This is a genomic window from Isoptericola haloaureus (genome assembly GCF_036689775.1).
In the GTDB taxonomy this organism is placed as follows: domain Bacteria; phylum Actinomycetota; class Actinomycetes; order Actinomycetales; family Cellulomonadaceae; genus Isoptericola; species Isoptericola haloaureus.
The window spans coordinates 528,137-545,976 of the sequence record NZ_JBAGLP010000116.1; the positions used below are offsets into that span (position 1 = coordinate 528,137).

Annotated in this window: 13 protein-coding genes; 6 read left to right on the forward strand and 7 right to left on the reverse strand. The window is 74.1% G+C overall.

All coding sequences use genetic code 11. The features are described 5' to 3' along the window. Nucleotide 1 precedes the first annotated feature (1 nt). Nucleotides 2-463 (reverse strand): ribose-5-phosphate isomerase, encoded by a 462-nt coding sequence (locus V5O49_RS07900; protein WP_332901730.1) that lies wholly within the window; start codon nt 461-463, stop codon nt 2-4. Nucleotides 464-541: 78 nt separating this feature from the next. On the opposite strand from V5O49_RS07900, the gene V5O49_RS07905 reads away from it, so the two are divergent. Then, a complete protein-coding gene (locus tag V5O49_RS07905) occupies nt 542-2,554 on the forward strand; it encodes a M13 family metallopeptidase (protein WP_332901731.1) in 2,013 nt (670 codons plus the stop codon). A gap of 84 nt (nt 2,555-2,638) precedes the next feature. Here the strand turns inward: V5O49_RS07905 and V5O49_RS07910 are convergent, their stop codons facing one another. Next, on the reverse strand, nt 2,639-3,664 hold the full coding sequence (locus V5O49_RS07910) for a hypothetical protein (RefSeq protein WP_332901732.1): 1,026 nt from the start codon (nt 3,662-3,664) through the stop codon (nt 2,639-2,641). A 209-nt stretch (nt 3,665-3,873) separates the two neighbouring features. On the opposite strand from V5O49_RS07910, the gene pepN reads away from it, so the two are divergent. Continuing rightward, nucleotides 3,874-6,447 (forward strand): aminopeptidase N, encoded by a 2,574-nt coding sequence (gene pepN / locus V5O49_RS07915; protein ID WP_332901733.1) that lies wholly within the window; start codon nt 3,874-3,876, stop codon nt 6,445-6,447. A gap of 172 nt (nt 6,448-6,619) precedes the next feature. On the opposite strand, the gene malQ is transcribed toward pepN, so the two are convergent. Beyond that, nucleotides 6,620-8,794, reverse strand: a complete 2,175-nt coding sequence (gene malQ / locus V5O49_RS07920) for a 4-alpha-glucanotransferase (protein WP_332901734.1) — start codon at nt 8,792-8,794, stop codon at nt 6,620-6,622. Between the two features lie 113 nt (nt 8,795-8,907). Between malQ and V5O49_RS07925 the strand changes: the two genes are divergently transcribed. Next, a complete protein-coding gene (locus V5O49_RS07925) occupies nt 8,908-9,942 on the forward strand; it encodes a mechanosensitive ion channel family protein (protein ID WP_332901735.1) in 1,035 nt (344 codons plus the stop codon). A gap of 78 nt (nt 9,943-10,020) precedes the next feature. On the opposite strand, the gene V5O49_RS07930 is transcribed toward V5O49_RS07925, so the two are convergent. Continuing rightward, nucleotides 10,021-10,260 carry a PTS sugar transporter subunit IIB gene (locus tag V5O49_RS07930; RefSeq protein WP_278236961.1) on the reverse strand — a complete coding sequence of 80 codons (240 nt, stop codon included), beginning with the start codon at nt 10,258-10,260 and terminating at the stop codon, nt 10,021-10,023. A 125-nt stretch (nt 10,261-10,385) separates the two neighbouring features. On the opposite strand from V5O49_RS07930, the gene V5O49_RS07935 reads away from it, so the two are divergent. The 3 genes from V5O49_RS07935 to V5O49_RS07945 all read left to right on the forward strand — a co-directional run bounded on the left by V5O49_RS07935 (nt 10,386) and on the right by V5O49_RS07945 (nt 13,457). Next, the gene (locus V5O49_RS07935; RefSeq protein ID WP_278236960.1) at nt 10,386-10,769 is read left to right on the forward strand and encodes a globin; all 384 of its coding nucleotides are present in this window, start codon (nt 10,386-10,388) and stop codon (nt 10,767-10,769) included. A 78-nt stretch (nt 10,770-10,847) separates the two neighbouring features. Further along, on the forward strand, nt 10,848-11,744 hold the full coding sequence (locus V5O49_RS07940; RefSeq protein WP_332901736.1) for an acyl-CoA thioesterase: 897 nt from the start codon (nt 10,848-10,850) through the stop codon (nt 11,742-11,744). A 57-nt stretch (nt 11,745-11,801) separates the two neighbouring features. Then, nucleotides 11,802-13,457, forward strand: coding sequence for an SDR family oxidoreductase (locus V5O49_RS07945; protein WP_332901737.1), 1,656 nt, complete (start codon nt 11,802-11,804; stop codon nt 13,455-13,457). Nucleotides 13,458-13,562: 105 nt separating this feature from the next. On the opposite strand, the gene V5O49_RS07950 is transcribed toward V5O49_RS07945, so the two are convergent. Genes V5O49_RS07950 through V5O49_RS07960 form a run of 3 tightly spaced genes read right to left on the reverse strand, consistent with a single transcriptional unit; the run spans nt 13,563 to nt 17,798 of the window. Then, nucleotides 13,563-14,060 (reverse strand): acyl-CoA thioesterase, encoded by a 498-nt coding sequence (locus V5O49_RS07950; RefSeq protein ID WP_278236957.1) that lies wholly within the window; start codon nt 14,058-14,060, stop codon nt 13,563-13,565. Between the two features lie 40 nt (nt 14,061-14,100). Next, nucleotides 14,101-15,777, reverse strand: coding sequence for a GTPase (locus tag V5O49_RS07955; protein WP_332901738.1), 1,677 nt, complete (start codon nt 15,775-15,777; stop codon nt 14,101-14,103). After that, on the reverse strand, nt 15,774-17,798 hold the full coding sequence (locus V5O49_RS07960) for a dynamin family protein (protein ID WP_332901739.1): 2,025 nt from the start codon (nt 17,796-17,798) through the stop codon (nt 15,774-15,776). Before V5O49_RS07960 ends, V5O49_RS07955 begins: the two co-directional genes overlap by 4 nt. Between the last annotated feature and the right edge of the window lie 42 nt (nt 17,799-17,840).

Consider the following 17,840-nt stretch of genomic DNA (forward strand, 5'->3'; position numbering starts at 1 on the left):
GTCAGGAGGCGGTGGGCCGGTCGGCCTCGTAGGCGGCGAGCTGGTCGATCCGGCGCTGGTGGCGCGCGTCGCCGGAGAACGGCTCGGCCACGAACGCCTCCACCAGAGCGGTGGCCTCCTCCAGGGAGTGCATACGACCGCCGACGGCGATGACGTTGGCGTCGTTGTGCTGACGACCCAGCCGGGCCGTCTCGGCCGACCAGGCCAGCACCGCGCGGACGCCGGTGACCTTGTTGGCGGCGATCTGCTCGCCGTTGCCCGACCCGCCGATGACGATGCCGAGCGACCCGGGCTCGGACACGACGGCCTCGCCCGCGGAGAAGCAGAACGACGGGTAGTCGTCCAGGGCGTCGTAGGTGTGCGCACCGTGGTCGACGACGTCGTGACCGGCGGCGCGCAGGTGCTCGACGAGGTGGGACTTGAGCTCGAATCCGGCGTGATCGGCGGCGATGTGCAGACGCATGGGGCCCATTGTCACCCACGACGCCGGAGGGCGCGGACGTGTCTCGCACCACGGGCGCCCCCGCGTAGGGTGGCGCTCATGACGACCGACGCGACCGGGCTGCGGTCCGGCATCGACACAGCAGCACTCGACGAGTCCGTCCGCCCCCAGGACGACCTGTTCCGCCACGTCAACGGGCGGTGGCTCGCCACGCACGAGATCCCGGCCGACCGCGCCATGGACGGCGCGTTCCGCGAGCTGCACGACCAGGCCGAGGACCAGGTGCGCGACATCATCACCGACGCCGGCGAGGCCGTGCGCGCGGGCGGCGCCACCGGCGCGCAGCAGCAGATCGGCGCCCTGTACGCCAGCTTCATGGACACCGAGCGCGTCGAGGAGCTCGGGACCACGCCGATCGTCCAGGAGGTCGCCGCGGTCCGCGACGCCGCGGACCGGACCGGGCTGACCCGGGTGCTGGGCGCCCTGCAGCGCACCGGCGGCGGCGGCGCCGTCGCCTTCGGCGTCGACAACGACGCCAAGGACCCCGAGCGGTACGTGACGATCATGGTCCAGGCCGGGCTCGGCCTGCCCGACGAGGCGTACTACCGCGAGGAGCAGTACGAGCCGGTGCGTGCCGCCTACGCCCCGCACGTGGCACGGATGCTCGCGATCGCCGGCGTCGGCACCGAGGACTGGGGCGTCGGCCCCGAGGAGGCCGCCGGGCGGGTGGTCGCCCTGGAGACGCAGCTCGCGACGCACCACTGGGACGTCGTGCGCGACCGGGACGCGACCCTGACCTACAACCCCATGACCTTCGCCGAGCTCGTCGAGGCCGCCCCCGGGTTCGACTGGGCGGTCTGGGCCGACGCTCTCGGGGCCCCCGCCGGGGCCATGGACGCCCTGGTGGTGCGCGAGCCGTCGTTCGTCACCGGCCTCGGCGAGCTGTGGTCGACGCTCCCGCTGCTCGACTGGCAGCTGTGGGCGGCCTACCACCTCGTCACCGCCCGGGCGCCGTACCTGTCCGACGAGATCGTCCAGGCGAACTTCGACTTCTACGGCAAGGTCCTCTCCGGTGCCGAGCAGGTGCGCGAGCGCTGGAAGCGCGGCGTGAGCCTCGTCCAGGGCGCCCTCGGCGAGGCGGTCGGCCAGGAGTACGTGGCCCGCCACTTCCCGCCGGAGCACAAGGAGCGCATGGACGTCCTGGTCGAGCACCTCATCGCCGCGTACCGCGAGTCGATCGAGGACCTGGACTGGATGACCGCCGAGACCAAGCAGCGGGCGCTGGCCAAGCTCGAGAAGTTCACGCCGAAGGTCGGCTACCCCGCCACGTGGCGCGACTACACCGGCCTGGAGCTGTCAGCGGACGACGTCGTGGGCAACGTGCGGCGCGCGCACGCGTTCGAGCAGGACTACGAGCTGGGCAAGATCGGCAAGCCCCTGGACCGCGACGAGTGGTTCATGACGCCGCAGACGGTCAACGCCTACTTCAACCCGGGGATGAACGAGATCGTCTTCCCCGCCGCGATCCTGCACCCGCCGTTCTTCGACCCCGAGGCCGACGACGCCGTCAACTACGGCGGCATCGGCGCGGTCATCGGGCACGAGATCGGTCACGGTTTCGACGACCAGGGCTCGAAGTACGACGGCGACGGCCGGCTCGAGGACTGGTGGACCGAGACCGACCGCACCGAGTTCGAGAAGCGCACCAAGGACCTCGTCGCGCAGTACGACGCGTTCCGCCCGGCCCAGCTCGGCGGGGACGGTCCGACCGTCAACGGGTCGCTGACCATCGGCGAGAACATCGGCGACCTGGGCGGGCTGTCCATCGCCATCAAGGCCTACCGCATCGCCCTCGGCGGCTCGCTCGACGACGCCCCGGTCATCGACGGCTACACCGGTCTGCAGCGGGTGTTCCTGTCCTGGGCGCAGGTGTGGCAGGCCAAGGGACGCGACGCCGAGGTGGAGCGCCGGCTGGCCACGGACCCGCACTCGCCGAACGAGTTCCGCTGCAACGGCGTCGTGCGCAACGTCGACGAGTTCTACCGTGCCTTCGACGTCGCGGCGGACGACGCGCTGTACCTGCCGCCGCAGGAGCGCGTCAGCATCTGGTGATCCGCCGAGCGCTGTGGGCATGAGATCTGCAGTCGTTCTTCGCGAACGGCTGCAGATTTCATGCCCACAGCGCTGAGTGGCGGCTCAGTACGTCCCGACGCCGGCCCGGGCCAGGGAGAACCCGTTGCCCGTGGGGTCGTGCTGGCAGTACATGCCGTCGGTCTCGCTGGTGCAGGTGAAGTCGCCCTCGGTGCGGGACTCGCCGTAGGGCAGCTCGTCCAGCCCGTCACCCGCCGGACCCGGCTTCTCCCCCTGCGGCACGCAGGGCAGCGCGACCTCGCCCTCCCCGGACAGGGTGACGACGTACCCGGTCGTGCCGTCGCAGCCCTCGACCGGTGCTGGCTGCTGGTTGAGCTCGGCCAGGCCGCAGGTCACCTGGTCGGCGTAGACCTGGCAGGTGATGTTGCGCGACGGCGAGGCGAACTCGGTCACGAGCTCGCCCGGCCCGTCCTCGGCCTCCTGGTCGCCGGCGTCGTCGCCGTCGTCGCCGTCGCCCTGACCCTCCTGCGCGTCCTGGCCGGCGACGGCCTCGGGGTCGCCCGTCGGGGTGCTGGACGGGTCCGGACCGCCCAGTGCGCGGAACGCCAGGACCGCCACGACGACCACGAGGACGACGTCGAGCACGATGAAGGCGATCCAGCCCGCGCTGAGCCGCCGGCCGCGACCGCCGACGGACGGCTGCTGCGTGGTGCCGGTGGGCGGGGTGCCGCCGGCGGCGGCCGGCCCTGCTGCCGGGGGCTGCTGGTACGCGTACTGCTGCGGCGTGTAGCCGTACTGCTGCGCTGCGGGCGCGGGCGCACCGGCCACCGGCGCGGTCGCGTTCCACGCCGCGGACCGCGCCGGGGCGGGCGCCGCGGCGGGCACGGGGGCCGGGGCCGGCGAGCTCGTCGCCGGGGACGACGGCGCCGGCGGGACCGGGGCGTGCGGCTGGGTCGGCTGCTCGTCGGGGGACGGCGCAGGCCCGCCCGTCGAGGCACCCCGCGGGGCGAACGACGGCGGCGACGCCGGGCGGGCGTCGTCTCCGCGCGGGCCCGCGGCGGGCGAGGCGGCGCCACCGGGCTCCTGCGGTCCAGGGCCGGGCGGCGGGGGCGGCGGCACCGTGCCGGACATCGAGTCTCCCTCCCGCGCCGGGCGGTACCGACGCGTCACATGCACCGAGCAGGATGTCACGATCGTGTGTCGATGGTCGAACCTCGCCGCCCCAGGCCCGGCGAACGGGACGAATCCGTTCGGCCGCGCGCGGTTCAGGTGGCATGATCGGCGGCGTGTCGCGACGACCTCGCGGCACGCCGCCACGACAACCGTCCGAGGGAGTACCCGTGCCCGGAGAGAACCTGACCCGCGCCGAGGCGATCGCACGCGCCGACGTCGTCACCGCCGTCGAGTCCTACGCGATCGACCTCGACCTGACCACCGGGCCCGAGGTGTTCGCGTCGACCACCGTCATCCGGTTCTCGGCGACCGAGGGCGCGAGCACGTTCCTCGACCTCGTCGCCCCGCGCGTGCACGAGATCGTGCTCAACGGCCGATCGCTCGACGTCGGCGCGGTGTTCTCGGACTCGCGGATCGCCCTGGACGACCTCGCCGCGGACAACGAGGTGCGCGTCGTCGCCGACTGCGCCTACATGAACACCGGCGAGGGGCTGCACCGGTTCGTCGACCCGGTCGACGACGAGGTCTACCTCTACACCCAGTTCGAGGTGCCCGACGCCCGCCGGGTCTTCGCCACCTTCGAGCAGCCCGACCTCAAGGCGCCGTTCCAGCTGTCGGTGACCGCGCCCGCGCGCTGGCACGTCGTGGCCAACCAGCCGACGCCGGAGCCCACGCCCGCCACGCACGCGACCGACGGCGACGTCGAGGCCGCCCGGTGGGAGTTCGGGCCGACCCCGCGGATCTCCACCTACCTCGTGGCGCTCGTCGCCGGACCGTACGCCGTCGAGCGCGGCGAGGTCACCTCGTCGGACGGCCGCGTGATCCCGCTGGGCGTGTACTGCCGCGCCTCGCTCTCCGAGCACCTCGACGCCGAGGCGATCATGGAGACCACGCGCCAGGGCTTCGGGTTCTACGAGTCGACGTTCGACGTCCCGTACCCGTTCGACAAGTACGACCAGCTCTTCGTGCCCGAGTACAACATGGGCGCGATGGAGAACCCGGGCTGCGTCACCTTCACCGAGTCCTACGTCTTCCGCTCCCAGGTCACCGACGCCATCCGCGAGCGCCGCGTCGTGACGATCCTGCACGAGCTGGCGCACATGTGGTTCGGCGACCTGGTGACGATGAAGTGGTGGAACGACCTGTGGCTGAACGAGTCGTTCGCCGAGTACGTCTCCACCCTCGCCACGGCCGAGGCCACCGAGTGGGAGGCCGCCTGGACGACCTTCAACGCCATGGAGAAGACCTGGGCCTACCGCCAGGACCAGCTCCCCTCCACGCACCCGATCGTCGCGCCCATCAACGACCTGGAGGACGTCCAGGTCAACTTCGACGGCATCACCTACGCCAAGGGCGCCTCGGTGCTCAAGCAGCTCGTGGCCTGGGTGGGTCGTGACGAGTTCGTCGCGGGCGTCTCGGCCTACTTCCGCAAGCACGCCTGGGGCAACACCGAGCTGCGCGACCTGCTGGTCGAGCTCGAGGCCACCAGCGGGCGCGACCTGTCCGCCTGGTCGCAGGCCTGGCTGGAGACCGCCGGCGTCAACACGCTGCGCCCGGCGATCGAGCTGGACTCCCACGGCCGCACCACGGCGTTCGTCATCGAGCAGACGGCGCACGAGGACTACCCGACGATCCGTCCGCACCGGCTCGGCATCGGGTTCTACGACTTCGACACCTCCGGCGACGTGGTGCGCACGCGGTCCGTCCAGGTGGACGTCGACGGCGAGCGGACCGAGGTCCCCGAGCTCATCGAGCTCGACCGGCCCGCGCTCGTGCTGATCAACGACGACGACCTCGCCTACGCCAAGGTCCGCCTGGACGAGGCGTCGCTGACGTTCGCCGTCGAGAACCTCTCGCGGATCGCGGACCCCCTCGCCCGCTCCCTGGTGTGGAGCTCGGTGTGGGACGCCGTGCGCGACGGCGAGACCCCGGCGTCGTCCTACGTCGACCTGGTGCTGGGCAACATCGCCGCGGAGACCGAGTCGACGACGGTGCGCACCACGCTGGCCCAGCTCGGGCTGGCCACGCGGACCTACGTGGCTCCGGCACGGCGCGCCGAGACGCTGCAGCGCGTCGGCGACACGCTGTGGACGCTCGCCCAGGACGCCGCTCCCGGCTCCGACCTGCAGCTGCAGCTCGTGAAGTACTTCTCGGCACTGGCCTCGACCGCCGACCACGTCGCCCCGCTGCGGGGCCTGCTCGACGGGTCGGTGACGCTCGAGGGCCTCACCGTCGACACCGACCTGCGCTGGGAGCTGCTGCAGGGCCTGGTGCTGCTCGGCGAGGCCGACGCCGCCGAGATCGACGCCGCGCAGGCGGCCGACGACACGGCGACCGGGCGCCAGGCGGCGGCCCGTGCCCGGGCGACCACGCCGTCGGTCGCGGGCAAGGAGCGCGCGTTCGCCTCGGTCGTGGACGACTCCGACGCGCCGAACGCGATCATCCGCGCCACCGCCTCCGGGTTCGTGCACGTGACGGACCCGGCGGTGCTGGAGCCGTTCGCCCAGCGGTACGTCGACGCGCTGCTGCCGATCTGGGAGAACCGCAGCTACCACATCGCCGAGGAGCTCGTGGAGGGCCTGTACCCGGCGCCGCTGGCCTCGGTCGAGCTGCGGGACACGGTGCGCGGCTGGCTCGAGGCGCACCCCGACGCCCCGGCGGCGCTGCGCCGCATGGTGGTCGAGGGGCTGGCGGGCACCGAGCGTGCGCTGGCGGCGCAGGCCGTCGACGCCGCGGCCTGATCTCCACCGCCCGCCCCGGCCAGGTAGGCCGATCCCCGGCCAGGTAGGCAACTTCCCGGCGAGGTAGCACAGGTCGCGTGCTACCTCGCCGGTTCCTCGCCTACCTCGCGGAAAGATCGCCTACCTCGCCGGAGATCTGCCTACCTCGCGGCCGGCTGGGCGCGGCGTGGCGTCAGCGGGCGGAGGCGACGGCTGCGAAGAGCGACCGCAGCCGCGCGTTGTCGAACAGGTCCTCGACCAGGACGATGTTGCCCGCGGAGTCGCCCAGCGGCACCTTCCAGTTCGGGTACTCGGTGTCGGTGCCGGGCTGGTTCTGCGAACGCCGCTCCCCCACCGCGTCGACGAGCTGGACGCCGACGAGGGCGGCCCGAGAGCGCCGCAGGTAGCGGTGCAGCCCCTCGACCACCTCGCGCTCCGAGGGCGAGTCGCCGACCAGCCCCCTCTCGGACAGGGCCAGCACGGCGCCGTCCCGCTCCGCGCGGGCCTGCGCCCGCAGCACCTGGGCGTCCTCGGTGAGCAGCCCGAGCCGTTCGCGCAGGTCCACGTGCTCGCCCGCGAGGTAGCCCGCCGTCGGCGGCATGTCGTGGGTGCCCACCGTGGCGAAGGTCAGGTGCCGGTAGTCCTCGGGAGGCAGGGGCCGCCCGTCGGACTTCTCGAACCAGAAGACCGACGTGCCGAGCACGCCGCGCGAGGCGAGGTAGTCGCGGACCCAGGGCTCGAAGACACCGAGGTCCTCGCCGATGACGACGGCACCGGCGCGCTGGGCCTCCAGGCACAGGATCCCGATGAGCGCGTCGTGGTCGTAGCGCACGTAGGTGCCCTCGGTGGGGCGCATGCCGTCCGGGACCCAGAACAGCCGGAAGAGGCCGAGGATGTGGTCGACGCGCAGCGCGCCGGCGTGCCGCAGCGCGGTGCGCAGCATGTCCCGGTACGGCCCGTAGCCGGCGCGCGCGAGCGTGCGCGGGTTCCACGGCGGCTGGGACCAGTTCTGCCCCTGCTGGTTGTACATGTCGGGCGGGGCGCCGACGCCGACCCCGTGCGCCAGCACGTCGCCCAGGGCCCACACGTCGGCGCCGGCGGGGTGCACCCCCACGGCGAGGTCGTGCATGATGCCGACCCGCATGCCGGCCTCGAGGGCGGTGCGCTGGGCGGCGTGCTTCTGCTCGTCGAAGACCCACTGCAACCAGCAGTAGAAGTCGACGCGTTCGGCCAGCCGCTCGCGCGTCGCGGCCACGGCCGGCGACCAGGGGTCGCGCAGCTCGTCGGGCCAGGGCGCGCCGGCCAGCTCCTCGGTGAGGGCGCACCAGGTCGCGAAGTCCTGCAGGCCCTGCCCCTGGGACTCGACGAAGGCTTCGTACGCGGCCTGCCGGGCGGCGCGCCGCGGCGCGGTGTGGACGACCTCCAGCGCGGCCTTCTTCGCCTCCCAGACCGCGTCGCGGTCCAGCGCCCCGGCGTCCGTGTCCAGGTCGCGCACCGGGTCGGCGGCCCACTCGACGAGCGACCGGTCCGCGGCGGAGAGGTAGGCCGTCTCGAGGATGTCCTCGACCCGCACGTAGATCGGGTTGCCGAACCGCCGTGACGTGGGCAGGTACGGCGACGGCGTCATCGGCACGGTGGGCTCGGCCGCGGAGAGCGGGTTCACCGCCACGAAGTCGGCGCCGGCCTGGTGCGCCGTCAGCCAGGCGAGGTCGGCCAGGTCCGCCAGGTCCCCCATGCCCCAGGACGTCCGCGACCGGACGGAGTACAGCTGGGCGAGGACCCCCCAGACCTGGTCGCGCTCGATGTCGTCGCCCAGCTCGAGTCGCGCCGGGGTGACCACGAGGGTCGTCGACCACTCCTGCCCCTCGGTCAGCGCGTGCACGGTGTGCCAGCCCAGCGGCAGGTCGTCCGGCACGGCGAAGGTCGCGCGTCCGACGGTGCGGCCGTCGACCTCCCGGGGCGTCACGAACACGTCGCGCTGCTCCAGGTCGCGACGACGGCGGAGCTCGTGCGGACGTGCCTCGGGCTCGGCGCCGTCCAGCTCCACCCACACGTGCACCGACGCGCCGTCGCTGACGTGGACCGGGAGGTCGTGGACGTCGCCCTGGCGGGCGACCACGGTCGGGGGCAGGACGGTGCGCCACTCGTCGTCCCGCGCACGGCGCAGGCTCTGGGAGACCTCCTGCCGCGTCGTCGCCGCCACGCCGAGGGCGGTCAGGACGGCGACGAGGGTGGCGTCGGAGACGTGCGCGATCCCCCCTCCGAACCGGTGGTACTCGGTGAGCACACCGTGCGCCGCCGCCAGCTCACGCAGCTCGGTGGGCGCACCGTCGTCGGGCACGGCCGATGTCTGGTCGTCAAGGCTCACACGACGATCCTGCCACTATCAGCACGTCGAGGCAGGCACCGCACGCCGACGGCGAGCGGTTCGGAGCGGACCGCCCGGGCGTTCGCCGGGTCCGGGACGATAACGTGGCCCGCGTGCGTGATGAATCCGTGACCTTCAGCCTGCCCCTGCCGTTCGACACCGACCCCGCCCCCGAGCCGAGCACCTCCGAGGGGGTGCTGGAGAACGCGGGGGACGTGGCCGCCGACGCCGGGAACACCTTCTGGGAGTGGTTCACCGGCTGGCCGCTGCAGATCCTCGTGATCCTGCTCGTCGGGATCGTCGTCCTCGTGGCGCTGCGCCGCGTGATCTCTCACGTCGCCGAGCGCATCGCCCTCGGGGGCAGCAAGGCCGTCCCCGCCGAGCGCAAGGGGTGGAAGGCCTGGTTCGGCAGGACGCCGCTCGTCGAGGACGCGATGGCCGTGGCCAACCCGCTGGCCTCCGAGCGACGCGCCCAGCGCGCCCGGACCGTCGGTTCGGTGCTGACCTCCACGGCGAACATCGTCGTCGGCGTCATGGTGGTGCTCAGCGTGCTGTCCGCCGTGGGCCAGCCCGTCGGGCCGCTGCTGGCGTCGGCCGGTGTGGCCGGTATCGCGCTGGGCTTCGGCGCGCAGTCGCTGGTGCGCGACTTCATCTCCGGCATCTTCATCCTCATCGAGGACCAGTACGGCGTCGGCGACTGGGTCGACCTCGGCTCCGGCGCGGAGGGCGAGGTCGAGGAGGTCCAGCTGCGCACGACGAAGGTGCGGGCCCTGGACGGCACGCTGTGGTGGGTGCGCAACGGCGAGATCCTGCGGGCCGGCAACCGGACCCAGCGCTGGTCGCGCGCGCTGGCCGAGGTGCACGTCCCGGTCGACGCCGACGTCGACGTGGTCCGGGCGGCACTGGGCCGAGCCTGCGACACCGTGGCCCGCAGCGAGGAGTTCGGTCAGGAGTTCCTCGAGCCGCCGGCCGTGCGCAACGGCGTGGACGCGGTGTCGGACTTCTCGATGTCGTTCACGATCATGGCCCAGACGCGTCCGGGCATCCAGTGGAACGTCTCCCGCGCGCTGCTGCGGGCGGCGCAGGACGAGCTGCGCCAGGTCGGTGCGGTGCGTTCGGAGCGTGTCGAGGTCCCCGAGCAGGCCTGAGAAGCGCAGGCACGGTGCGGCCGGCCCGGGGCGTCGCTGCGGCGTCGACCCCGGGCTCGCCGGCCCGGGACGAGAGCGTCAGGCCGAGGTGAGCCGGCCGTCGAGCTCGGCGGCCAGGTTGTCGGCCTCGGGGCCGACGATGACCTGGATGATGCGTCCGGACCGTACGACGCCGAAGGCGCCGGACTCCTTGAGGGCGGGCTCGTCGACCTGCTCGGGATCCGACACCTGGACGCGCAGCCGCGTGATGCACGGCTCCAGCTCGACCACGTTCGCGGTCCCGCCCAGTGCTGCGAGGATGTTCTCCGCCTTGCTCATTCGGTCTCTCCCCAAGGTGTCGTCGGATTGCGCCGTTGCAGTTCCGTGACCAGCCTAACCCCTCGCAGGAGCGGGCGGTGACTTCCGCCACGGACGCCCGGGCGTCCGTCTGGGAAGATGTGCCGGTGACGACCCCCACCTTCTACGACGACGTCGGCGGCCACGAGACGTTCGTGCGCCTCGTGGACGTGTTCTACGAGGGCGTGGCCACCGACGAGGTCCTGCGCCCGATGTACCCCGAGGAGGACCTCGGACCGGCGAAGGAACGCCTGACGCTCTTCCTCGAGCAGTACTGGGGCGGTCCGACGACGTACAGCCAGCAGCGCGGGCACCCGCGGCTGCGGATGCGGCACGCGCCGTTCAAGGTCAACCCCGACGCCCGGGACCGCTGGCTGGCGCACATGCGTACCGCCGTCGACTCCCTGGACCTGCCGCCCGCCCACGAGTCCCAGCTCTGGGACTACCTCGAGCGCGCGGCCTTCAGCATGATCAACACCTTCGAGGAATGATGCGGAGGGCGACGACCGAGGAACGAGGTCTCGCCCGCAGCAGCATCCCGACCCGACGACCCGAGGAATGAGACGAGCGTGAGCGACGCCCCCGACGGCCCCCTGGACCGGCTGCTGGCCGCCCTCGACCTGCACGAGATCGAGGGCTGGGGACCCCGCGGCGAGGACGACGTCTGGCGCGGCGACTCCGTGCCCGGCCCGGCCCGGCGGGTCTACGGCGGGCAGGTGCTGGCCCAGGCGCTGCTGGCGTGCGGCCGTACCGTCGAGGACGACCGGCTCCCGCACTCCCTGCACGCCTACTTCCTGCGCGAGGGATCCCTGGAGTCCCCGATCGACTTCGCCGTCGAACGGCTGCGCGACGGCCGTTCCTTCAGCGCGCGCCGCACGCACGCGATCCAGGCGGGTCGTCCGATCCTGTCGCTGACGGCGTCGTTCCAGGTCGACCAGCCCGGCTACGAGACGCACGTCCCGATGCCCGACGGCGTCCCGGCGCCGGAGGAGGTGACCTCGGCCTTCGAGGCCCTGCGCGGGATCGACCACCCGGCGGCCCGCTACTGGGCCGACGGGTCGGCGTTCGAGCTGGCGCACGTGGGCGGCTCGCTCTACGTGGGCCCGGCGGACGAGCCCCGCCCGCAGCAGATGGTGTGGATGCGCGCGCGGCACGCGATCGAGTCCGACGACCTGCTGCTGCACCGCGCGCTCCTGGCGTACAGCTGCGACCAGGTCATGCTGGAGCCGATCCTGCGCGGGGCCGGCAAGTCCTGGCTGGACGTCGGCGGCGCGGTGCCGATGGCCTCGCTGGACCACGCCATGTGGTTCCACCGGGACGCTCGCGCCGACGAGTGGCTGCTGTACGTCCAGGAGTCGCCGGGCGCCCAGGGTGGTCGCGGCCTGGGGCTGGCCCGGGTGTACGACCGCGACGGCGCCCTGGTGGCGACCATCGCCCAGGAGGGCATGGTCCGGCTGCCCGCCTGACCTGCGGCGGGGCCCGTTCAGACTGTGCTCGCGCCGTTCCGGCGGCAGACTGACGGGATGCCGACCGACTCTCCCGCCCCGGACCCTGTGACCGCCTCGGTGCCCACCGACACGCCGGCCACCGTCGCGGTGACCGGCGTGACCGGTTACGTGGGTGGCCGGCTCGTCCCCGAGCTGCTCGCGGCCGGCTACACCGTGCGTGCGCTGACGCGGAACCCCGACCGTCTCGCGGGGCGCCGGTGGGCCGACGACGTCGAGGCGGTCCGCGCCGACGTCTCCGACCTGGACGCCACCCGCGAGGCGCTGCGGGGCGCCGACGTCGCCTACTACCTCGTGCACTCGCTCGGCACGGGCCGCACCTTCGAGGTGCGCGACCGGCGCAACGCGCTGACGTTCGCGCGCGCGGCGCGGGAGGCGGGCGTGGGGCGCATCGTCTACCTCGGCGGCCTGTATCCCGACGTCCCCGAGGGTGAGCTGTCGCCGCACCTGTCCTCGCGCAAGGAGGTCGAGGAGATCCTGCTCGCCTCGGGCGTGCCGACGACGGTGCTGCGCGCGGCGGTCATCCTCGGCTCGGGCTCGGCGTCGTTCGAGATGATGCGCTACCTGACCGAACGGCTGCCCGCGATGACCACACCGCGGTGGGTGGACAACCGCATCCAGCCGATCGCGATCCGCGACGTGCTGCGCTACCTGGTCGGCGCGGCCGCGATGCCGCCGGACGTCTCGCGCGGGTTCGACATCGGCGGCCCGGAGATCGTCACCTACCGCGACATGATGCAGCGCTACGCCCGGGTCGCCGGCCTGCCCCGGCGACTCATCGTCGGGGTGCCGGTGCTGACGCCGCGGCTGTCCAGCCACTGGGTGGGGGTGGTGACGCCCGTCCCGTCCGGGATCGCCCGCCCGCTGGTCGAGTCGCTGCAGCACGAGGTCGTGTGTCTGGAGGACGACATCCGCGAGCTCGTGCCCGACCCGCCCGAGGGACGGGTGGACGTGACCCGGGCGATCGAGCTGGCGCTGACCCGCATCCACGACGGCGAGGTGACGACCCGCTGGACCTCGGCCTCGGTGCCGGGGGCGCCGTCGGACCCGTTGCCCACGGACCCCGACTGGGCCGGCGGGTCGCTCTACGTCGACGAGCGGCGCACGGTCGTGCACGCCCCGCGGGACGTGCTGTGGCAGGTGATCGAGGAGATCGGCGGCCAGGACGGCTGGTACTCGTGGTCGCTGGCGTGGCGGCTGCGGGGCCTGATGGACCGCATCGTCGGCGGGCCGGGACTACGCCGCGGCCGGCGGGACGAGCACCGGCTGCGGGTCGACGACGCGCTCGACTTCTGGCGGGTCGAGGCCCTAGAGCCGGGCCGGCGACTGCTGCTGCGGGCGGAGATGCGGCTGCCGGGGCTGGCCTGGCTGGAGCTGCGGGTGGACGAGTCGGCCGAGGAGGTCACCGACGCAGACGACCCGGGTCCGGAGCCCGCCGACGCCAGCGGGCCGCAGCGCACCTACTTCGCCCAGCGGGCGCTGTTCTACCCCCACGGCCTGCTCGGCCAGGCGTACTGGTGGTCCGTCGCCCCGTTCCACGGGATCGTGTTCGGCGGCATGCAGCGCAACGTCGCGCGCGCCGCCGAGGCGCGCGCGGGCGACCAGCAGGAGAGCCGGCACCAAGCCGCCGAGAGCCGGGCCGCCGAGAGCCGGGCCGCCGACGCCGGCTCCTGAGCCCTGCCCCACCCCGAGCCCCGCTGTGGGCGTGAAATCTGCAGCTCGGGGTCGCCCCCGAGCTGCAGATTTCACGCCCACAGCATCAGGTGGGGCGCGCGGAGATCAGCGACGCCGGCGGAACGCGATCGGGTCCTCCGCGAACCGTGCGAACACGGCACGCTCCTCGGGCGAGATCCGGCGCGGCCGGCCCGAGGCGGCGTCGATCACCACGATCGTCGTCACCGCCCGGGTGTACGGCTCCCGCCCGGACGCCGGGCCGGTCCGCGGGAAGCCGCCCTGGGCGCCGTCGTACACCTCGTAGCAGACCTCCAGGGACGCGCCCCCGATCGACCCGATCCACATCTCCACGCGCACGGGGTCGCGGGAGAACCCGAGCGGACGCAGGTACTCGATCTGCTGACCGGCCACGAGCGTGTGCGAGGTGGCGTGCGGACCCGTGTCCAGGATCGCCGTCGGCCAGGGGTCCTCCGACTCGGGGTGCTGCCAGAACGCGGTGATGCGGGCGTCCTCCAGCAGGCGGAACATCGCGACGTTGTTGACGTGCTGGTAGGCGTCCAGGTCGGACCACCGCAGCGAGACGGGCACGTGCAGACGAGTCATGGTCGGCATCGTCGCACGACGACGCACGCCGTCGCGGACGTCAGGCCGCGGCGACGGCCGCCGCCTCCCGGCAGGTCGCCAGCGCCTCCATCTCCGCCGCGACCGGCCGGCGCACCTCGACCTCGGCGACCTCGCTCACCGAGGCCCGCAGCCGCCGGCGGACGCGTCCGGCCCGCCGTCGGGCACCGATCGCCGCCGCCCCCCGTGACACCAGCGCCAGCAGCAGACCGGCGAGGATCCCGCCCAGGGCCAGCACCGTCGGCCAGGGGACGTCGAAGGTCCCCCCACCCTGGGCCGTGAGGTCCACCGTCACCACGGGCATCAGCAGGGGCGGCAGCTGGAAGTACGACAGCACCGCCGAGACGCCGAGCCAGAGCAGCCCCACGACGGCGGCGGCGAGCAGCAGCCACTGCAGCACGCCGACGACCCGCCACCACACCGGCCGCCGCTCGGCCTCCAGCCGCGTGCCCGCGACGGCCTGGTCCAGGGCGTCCGGGAGACGCTCGATCGCCGTCGTCCCGCGGTCCCGTGCGGCCAGCACCCACGCGTCGGGGGCGCCGGCCGTGACCTGGTCCACGTAGGAGCGCACCGCGGTGGCCGTCGCGGCCCGCACGCTCGGACGGGTCTGCGGCAAGGACGTCCGCGCCAGGTCGGGCCGGTCGGCCGGCACCCGCAGGTCGTCCCGCCGCAGTCCGAGACGACGCAGCGGGTCCTTACGGCCCCGGGCGACCCAGCGTGTCACAGGCCACCCGGTGGCGATCCGCGCGTCCCGCCGTGCCGCGGAGCGCACCGCCTCGACGACCGTCGTCGCTCCGGCCGCGTCCTCCAGAGCGTCCACCAGCGCGCCCTGCGCGCGGTCCGCGGCCCGGGCCGGCGGCGCCTGCCCGCCGGCCGCGGCGACCCGGCGACCGACCGCCTGCAGGTCGCCGGTCAGCCGCGCGGTGGCCGCCTCGCGGCGCCGTGCCGCCTCGGCCAGCAGACCGCGCAGCTCGTCGATCCCCTGACCGGTGCGGGCCGACACGCCCAGGACCCGGGCGCCGGCCAGGCCGTCGTCGGCCACGAGCCGGCGCAGGTCGGCGAGCACGGCGTCGGTCTCGGCCGCGGACAACCGGTCGACCTGGTTCAGCGCGACGACCACGACCTCCGCGCGGCCGGCCAGGGGGCGCAGGTACCGCTCGTGCAGCGCCGCGTCCGCGTACTTCTGCGGATCGACGACCCACACCAGCAGGTCGGCCCGTTCCACGAGCCGCTCGGCGCGCACCCGGTGCTCGACCACGACCGAGTCGTGGTCGGGCAGGTCGAGCAGCACCAGGCCGGTCGAGATCCCCGCCGGCCGGCTGCGGCGCAGCACGCCCGACGGCGGGGCCTGCCCCGCGACGGGTTCCATCTCGTGACGGTGCGGCACGTCCAGCCAGTCGAGCAGCTCGTCCGCGCCCTCGCCCCACACCGCCGCGAGGGCGTGCGCCGTCGTCGGGCGCTGCACGCCGGGCACCGCCAGGTCGGCGTCGGCGACGGCGTTGAGCACGCTGGACTTGCCCGACCCCGTCGCTCCGGCGAGCGCCGCGACGGTGTGCTCGGCGCTCAGTCCCCCGCGTTCGCGGGTGCGTTCCACCACGCCCCGTGCGGAGTCCACCAGCTCGCGGTCCAGCCGCCCCTGCCCGGCCTCGACGGCGCGCTCCAGCGCCGCGGTCCGGGTCGCCAGGTCGGGGGCCTTCATGGGCGGTCCTTCCGTCGCCACCGCTGCCAGAAGCGGGGCCGGGGCGGCTCGTCGGGTGCAGGGGTCTCGGTGTCGCGTCCGGCGAGGGAGCCCGCCACGCGGGGCACGCCGTCGGGGCCGGTGGGAGGCCGGAAGGTGCCGGCGCCGCGCAGCAGACCGCCGCTCCACGGCCGCGTGAGCCCGTCGGCGGGGCGTTCCCGCCCGGTCCGTTCGGTGCGTGCGGCGTCGGCGACCTCGCGCGCGACCTCACGCAGCCGTTCGCCGTCGGCACGGTCGGCACCCAGCGCGTCGAGCTGGGCGGTGTAGCGGGCCGACTGCCCCCGCAGCACCGTCTCCACGCGCGCGGTCAGCCGCTCCTTGGCCTGGGCCGCCAGGCGGCGCACCGCGTCGTCGCCGAACACGGCCTCGAGGATCTTCTGCGCGGCCACGGCGGTGCCGCCGGCGATGCCGATCTCGAGGCCGGTCAGGCCGGCGGTGGAGGCGAAGACGACCACCATGAGGCTCACGCCGAGCGCGTTGACGCCGAAGGACAGGGCGCGGGCGGTCCCGCGGCGGCCCTCGCCCTGCTCGCGCACGAGGGCCAGGACGTCGCCCTGCCAGCCACGGATGGCCTCGGCGACCTCTGCGCGCAGGTTCGGGGCGGTGCGGGACAGCTCGAGCCCGTCCAGGAGGGCGGAGCCGGCGACGTCGTCGCGCCAGTCGGCGTAGGTGCGCTCGGCCGCCTGCTCGGCCCCGTCCAGGACGACGGACTCCAGCCCGTGGGCGATGGCCTGCTCGACCTGCGGCGCCTCCTTCGGCCGGCCGCGGAAGAACCGGCCGACGGCGTCCCGCACCTTGCCGACGCCGGCCTCCAGCGAGCGGAAGAACTCCCCGGTGCCGATGAAGTCCTGCCACCGGGCCAGCACCTCCCCCCGCAGCAGGGCACCGTCGGAGGTCGCCGCCTCCACCTGTCGCAGCGCCTCGGCGTGGTGGCGCTCGACGGCGCCGCGCAGCCGCGCGTCGGCGGCCTGCTGGGCGTCTGCGGCGTCGGCCAGCGCCTGCGTGCGACGCACGAGGTCGTCGACCACGCCGTCGCGGGTGGCCGTGATGACGCGGGCCCGGGAGTCGGGGTCCCCGCCGACGCCGGACAGCCAGGTGGCGAGCTCGCCGACGGCGGACTCGGGCAGCAGGCCGTCGATCATGCGCTCGTCCCCCGCTCCGCCCGTCTCCGGTACGACGAACAGGGCGGCGTCGGCCAGCCCGTGCTCGGTCATGAGACGACGCAGGTCGCCGGCGACCTCCTCGGTCCCCGGGTCGACACGGTCCAGGACGAGCGCGACCTGGGCGCGGCGCGACGCGGCGGTGGTGAGCAGCTCCCAGGGCACGGCGTCGGCGTAGCGGGCAGCCGTGGTGACGAAGAGCCACAGGTCCGCGGCCCCGAGCAGCTGGCCGGCGAGCTCCCGGTTGGCCTCCTCGACGGAGTCGACGTCGGGCGCGTCCAGCAGCGCGAGGCCCTGCGGCAGGTTGGCGCTGGGCACCAGGCGCAGCGTGCGGGTGGGGCGGCCGTCGTCGTCACGCGACGAGGACGGACCGGACGCGTCGCCGTGGGTGGCGACCCGGGCCAGCCCGGGGAGCACGCGGTCGGCGCCGAACCAGCGAGCGTCGAGGGGATGGTGGACGAGCACGGGCGAGCGGGTGGTGGGGCGCAGCACGCCCGGGCTGGTGACCTGCTCGCCGAGCAGGGAGTTGACGAGGGTCGACTTGCCCGCGCCGGTGGACCCGCCGACGACGACGAGCAGGGGTGCGCGCTCGGCGCGCAGCCGGGGCAGCAGGTAGTCGTCGAGCTGGGCGGTCGCGCGGGCGAGGTCCTCGCGGAAGTGGGTGGCTCCGGGGACGTCGAGCGGCAGGCGCAGCGCGCCGAGCCGGGCGCGCAGCGACTCCAGGGCGTCGACGAGCACGGCCGTGGCCGCGTCCGTGGTGAGGGCGGCGGCGCTCGGCGAGACGGCGGGGTCGGCGTCGTCCGGGGTGCCGGTGGAGGTCATGTGCCCAGTCTGCCCACCGGGGGCGGTCTCAGCAGGGATCCG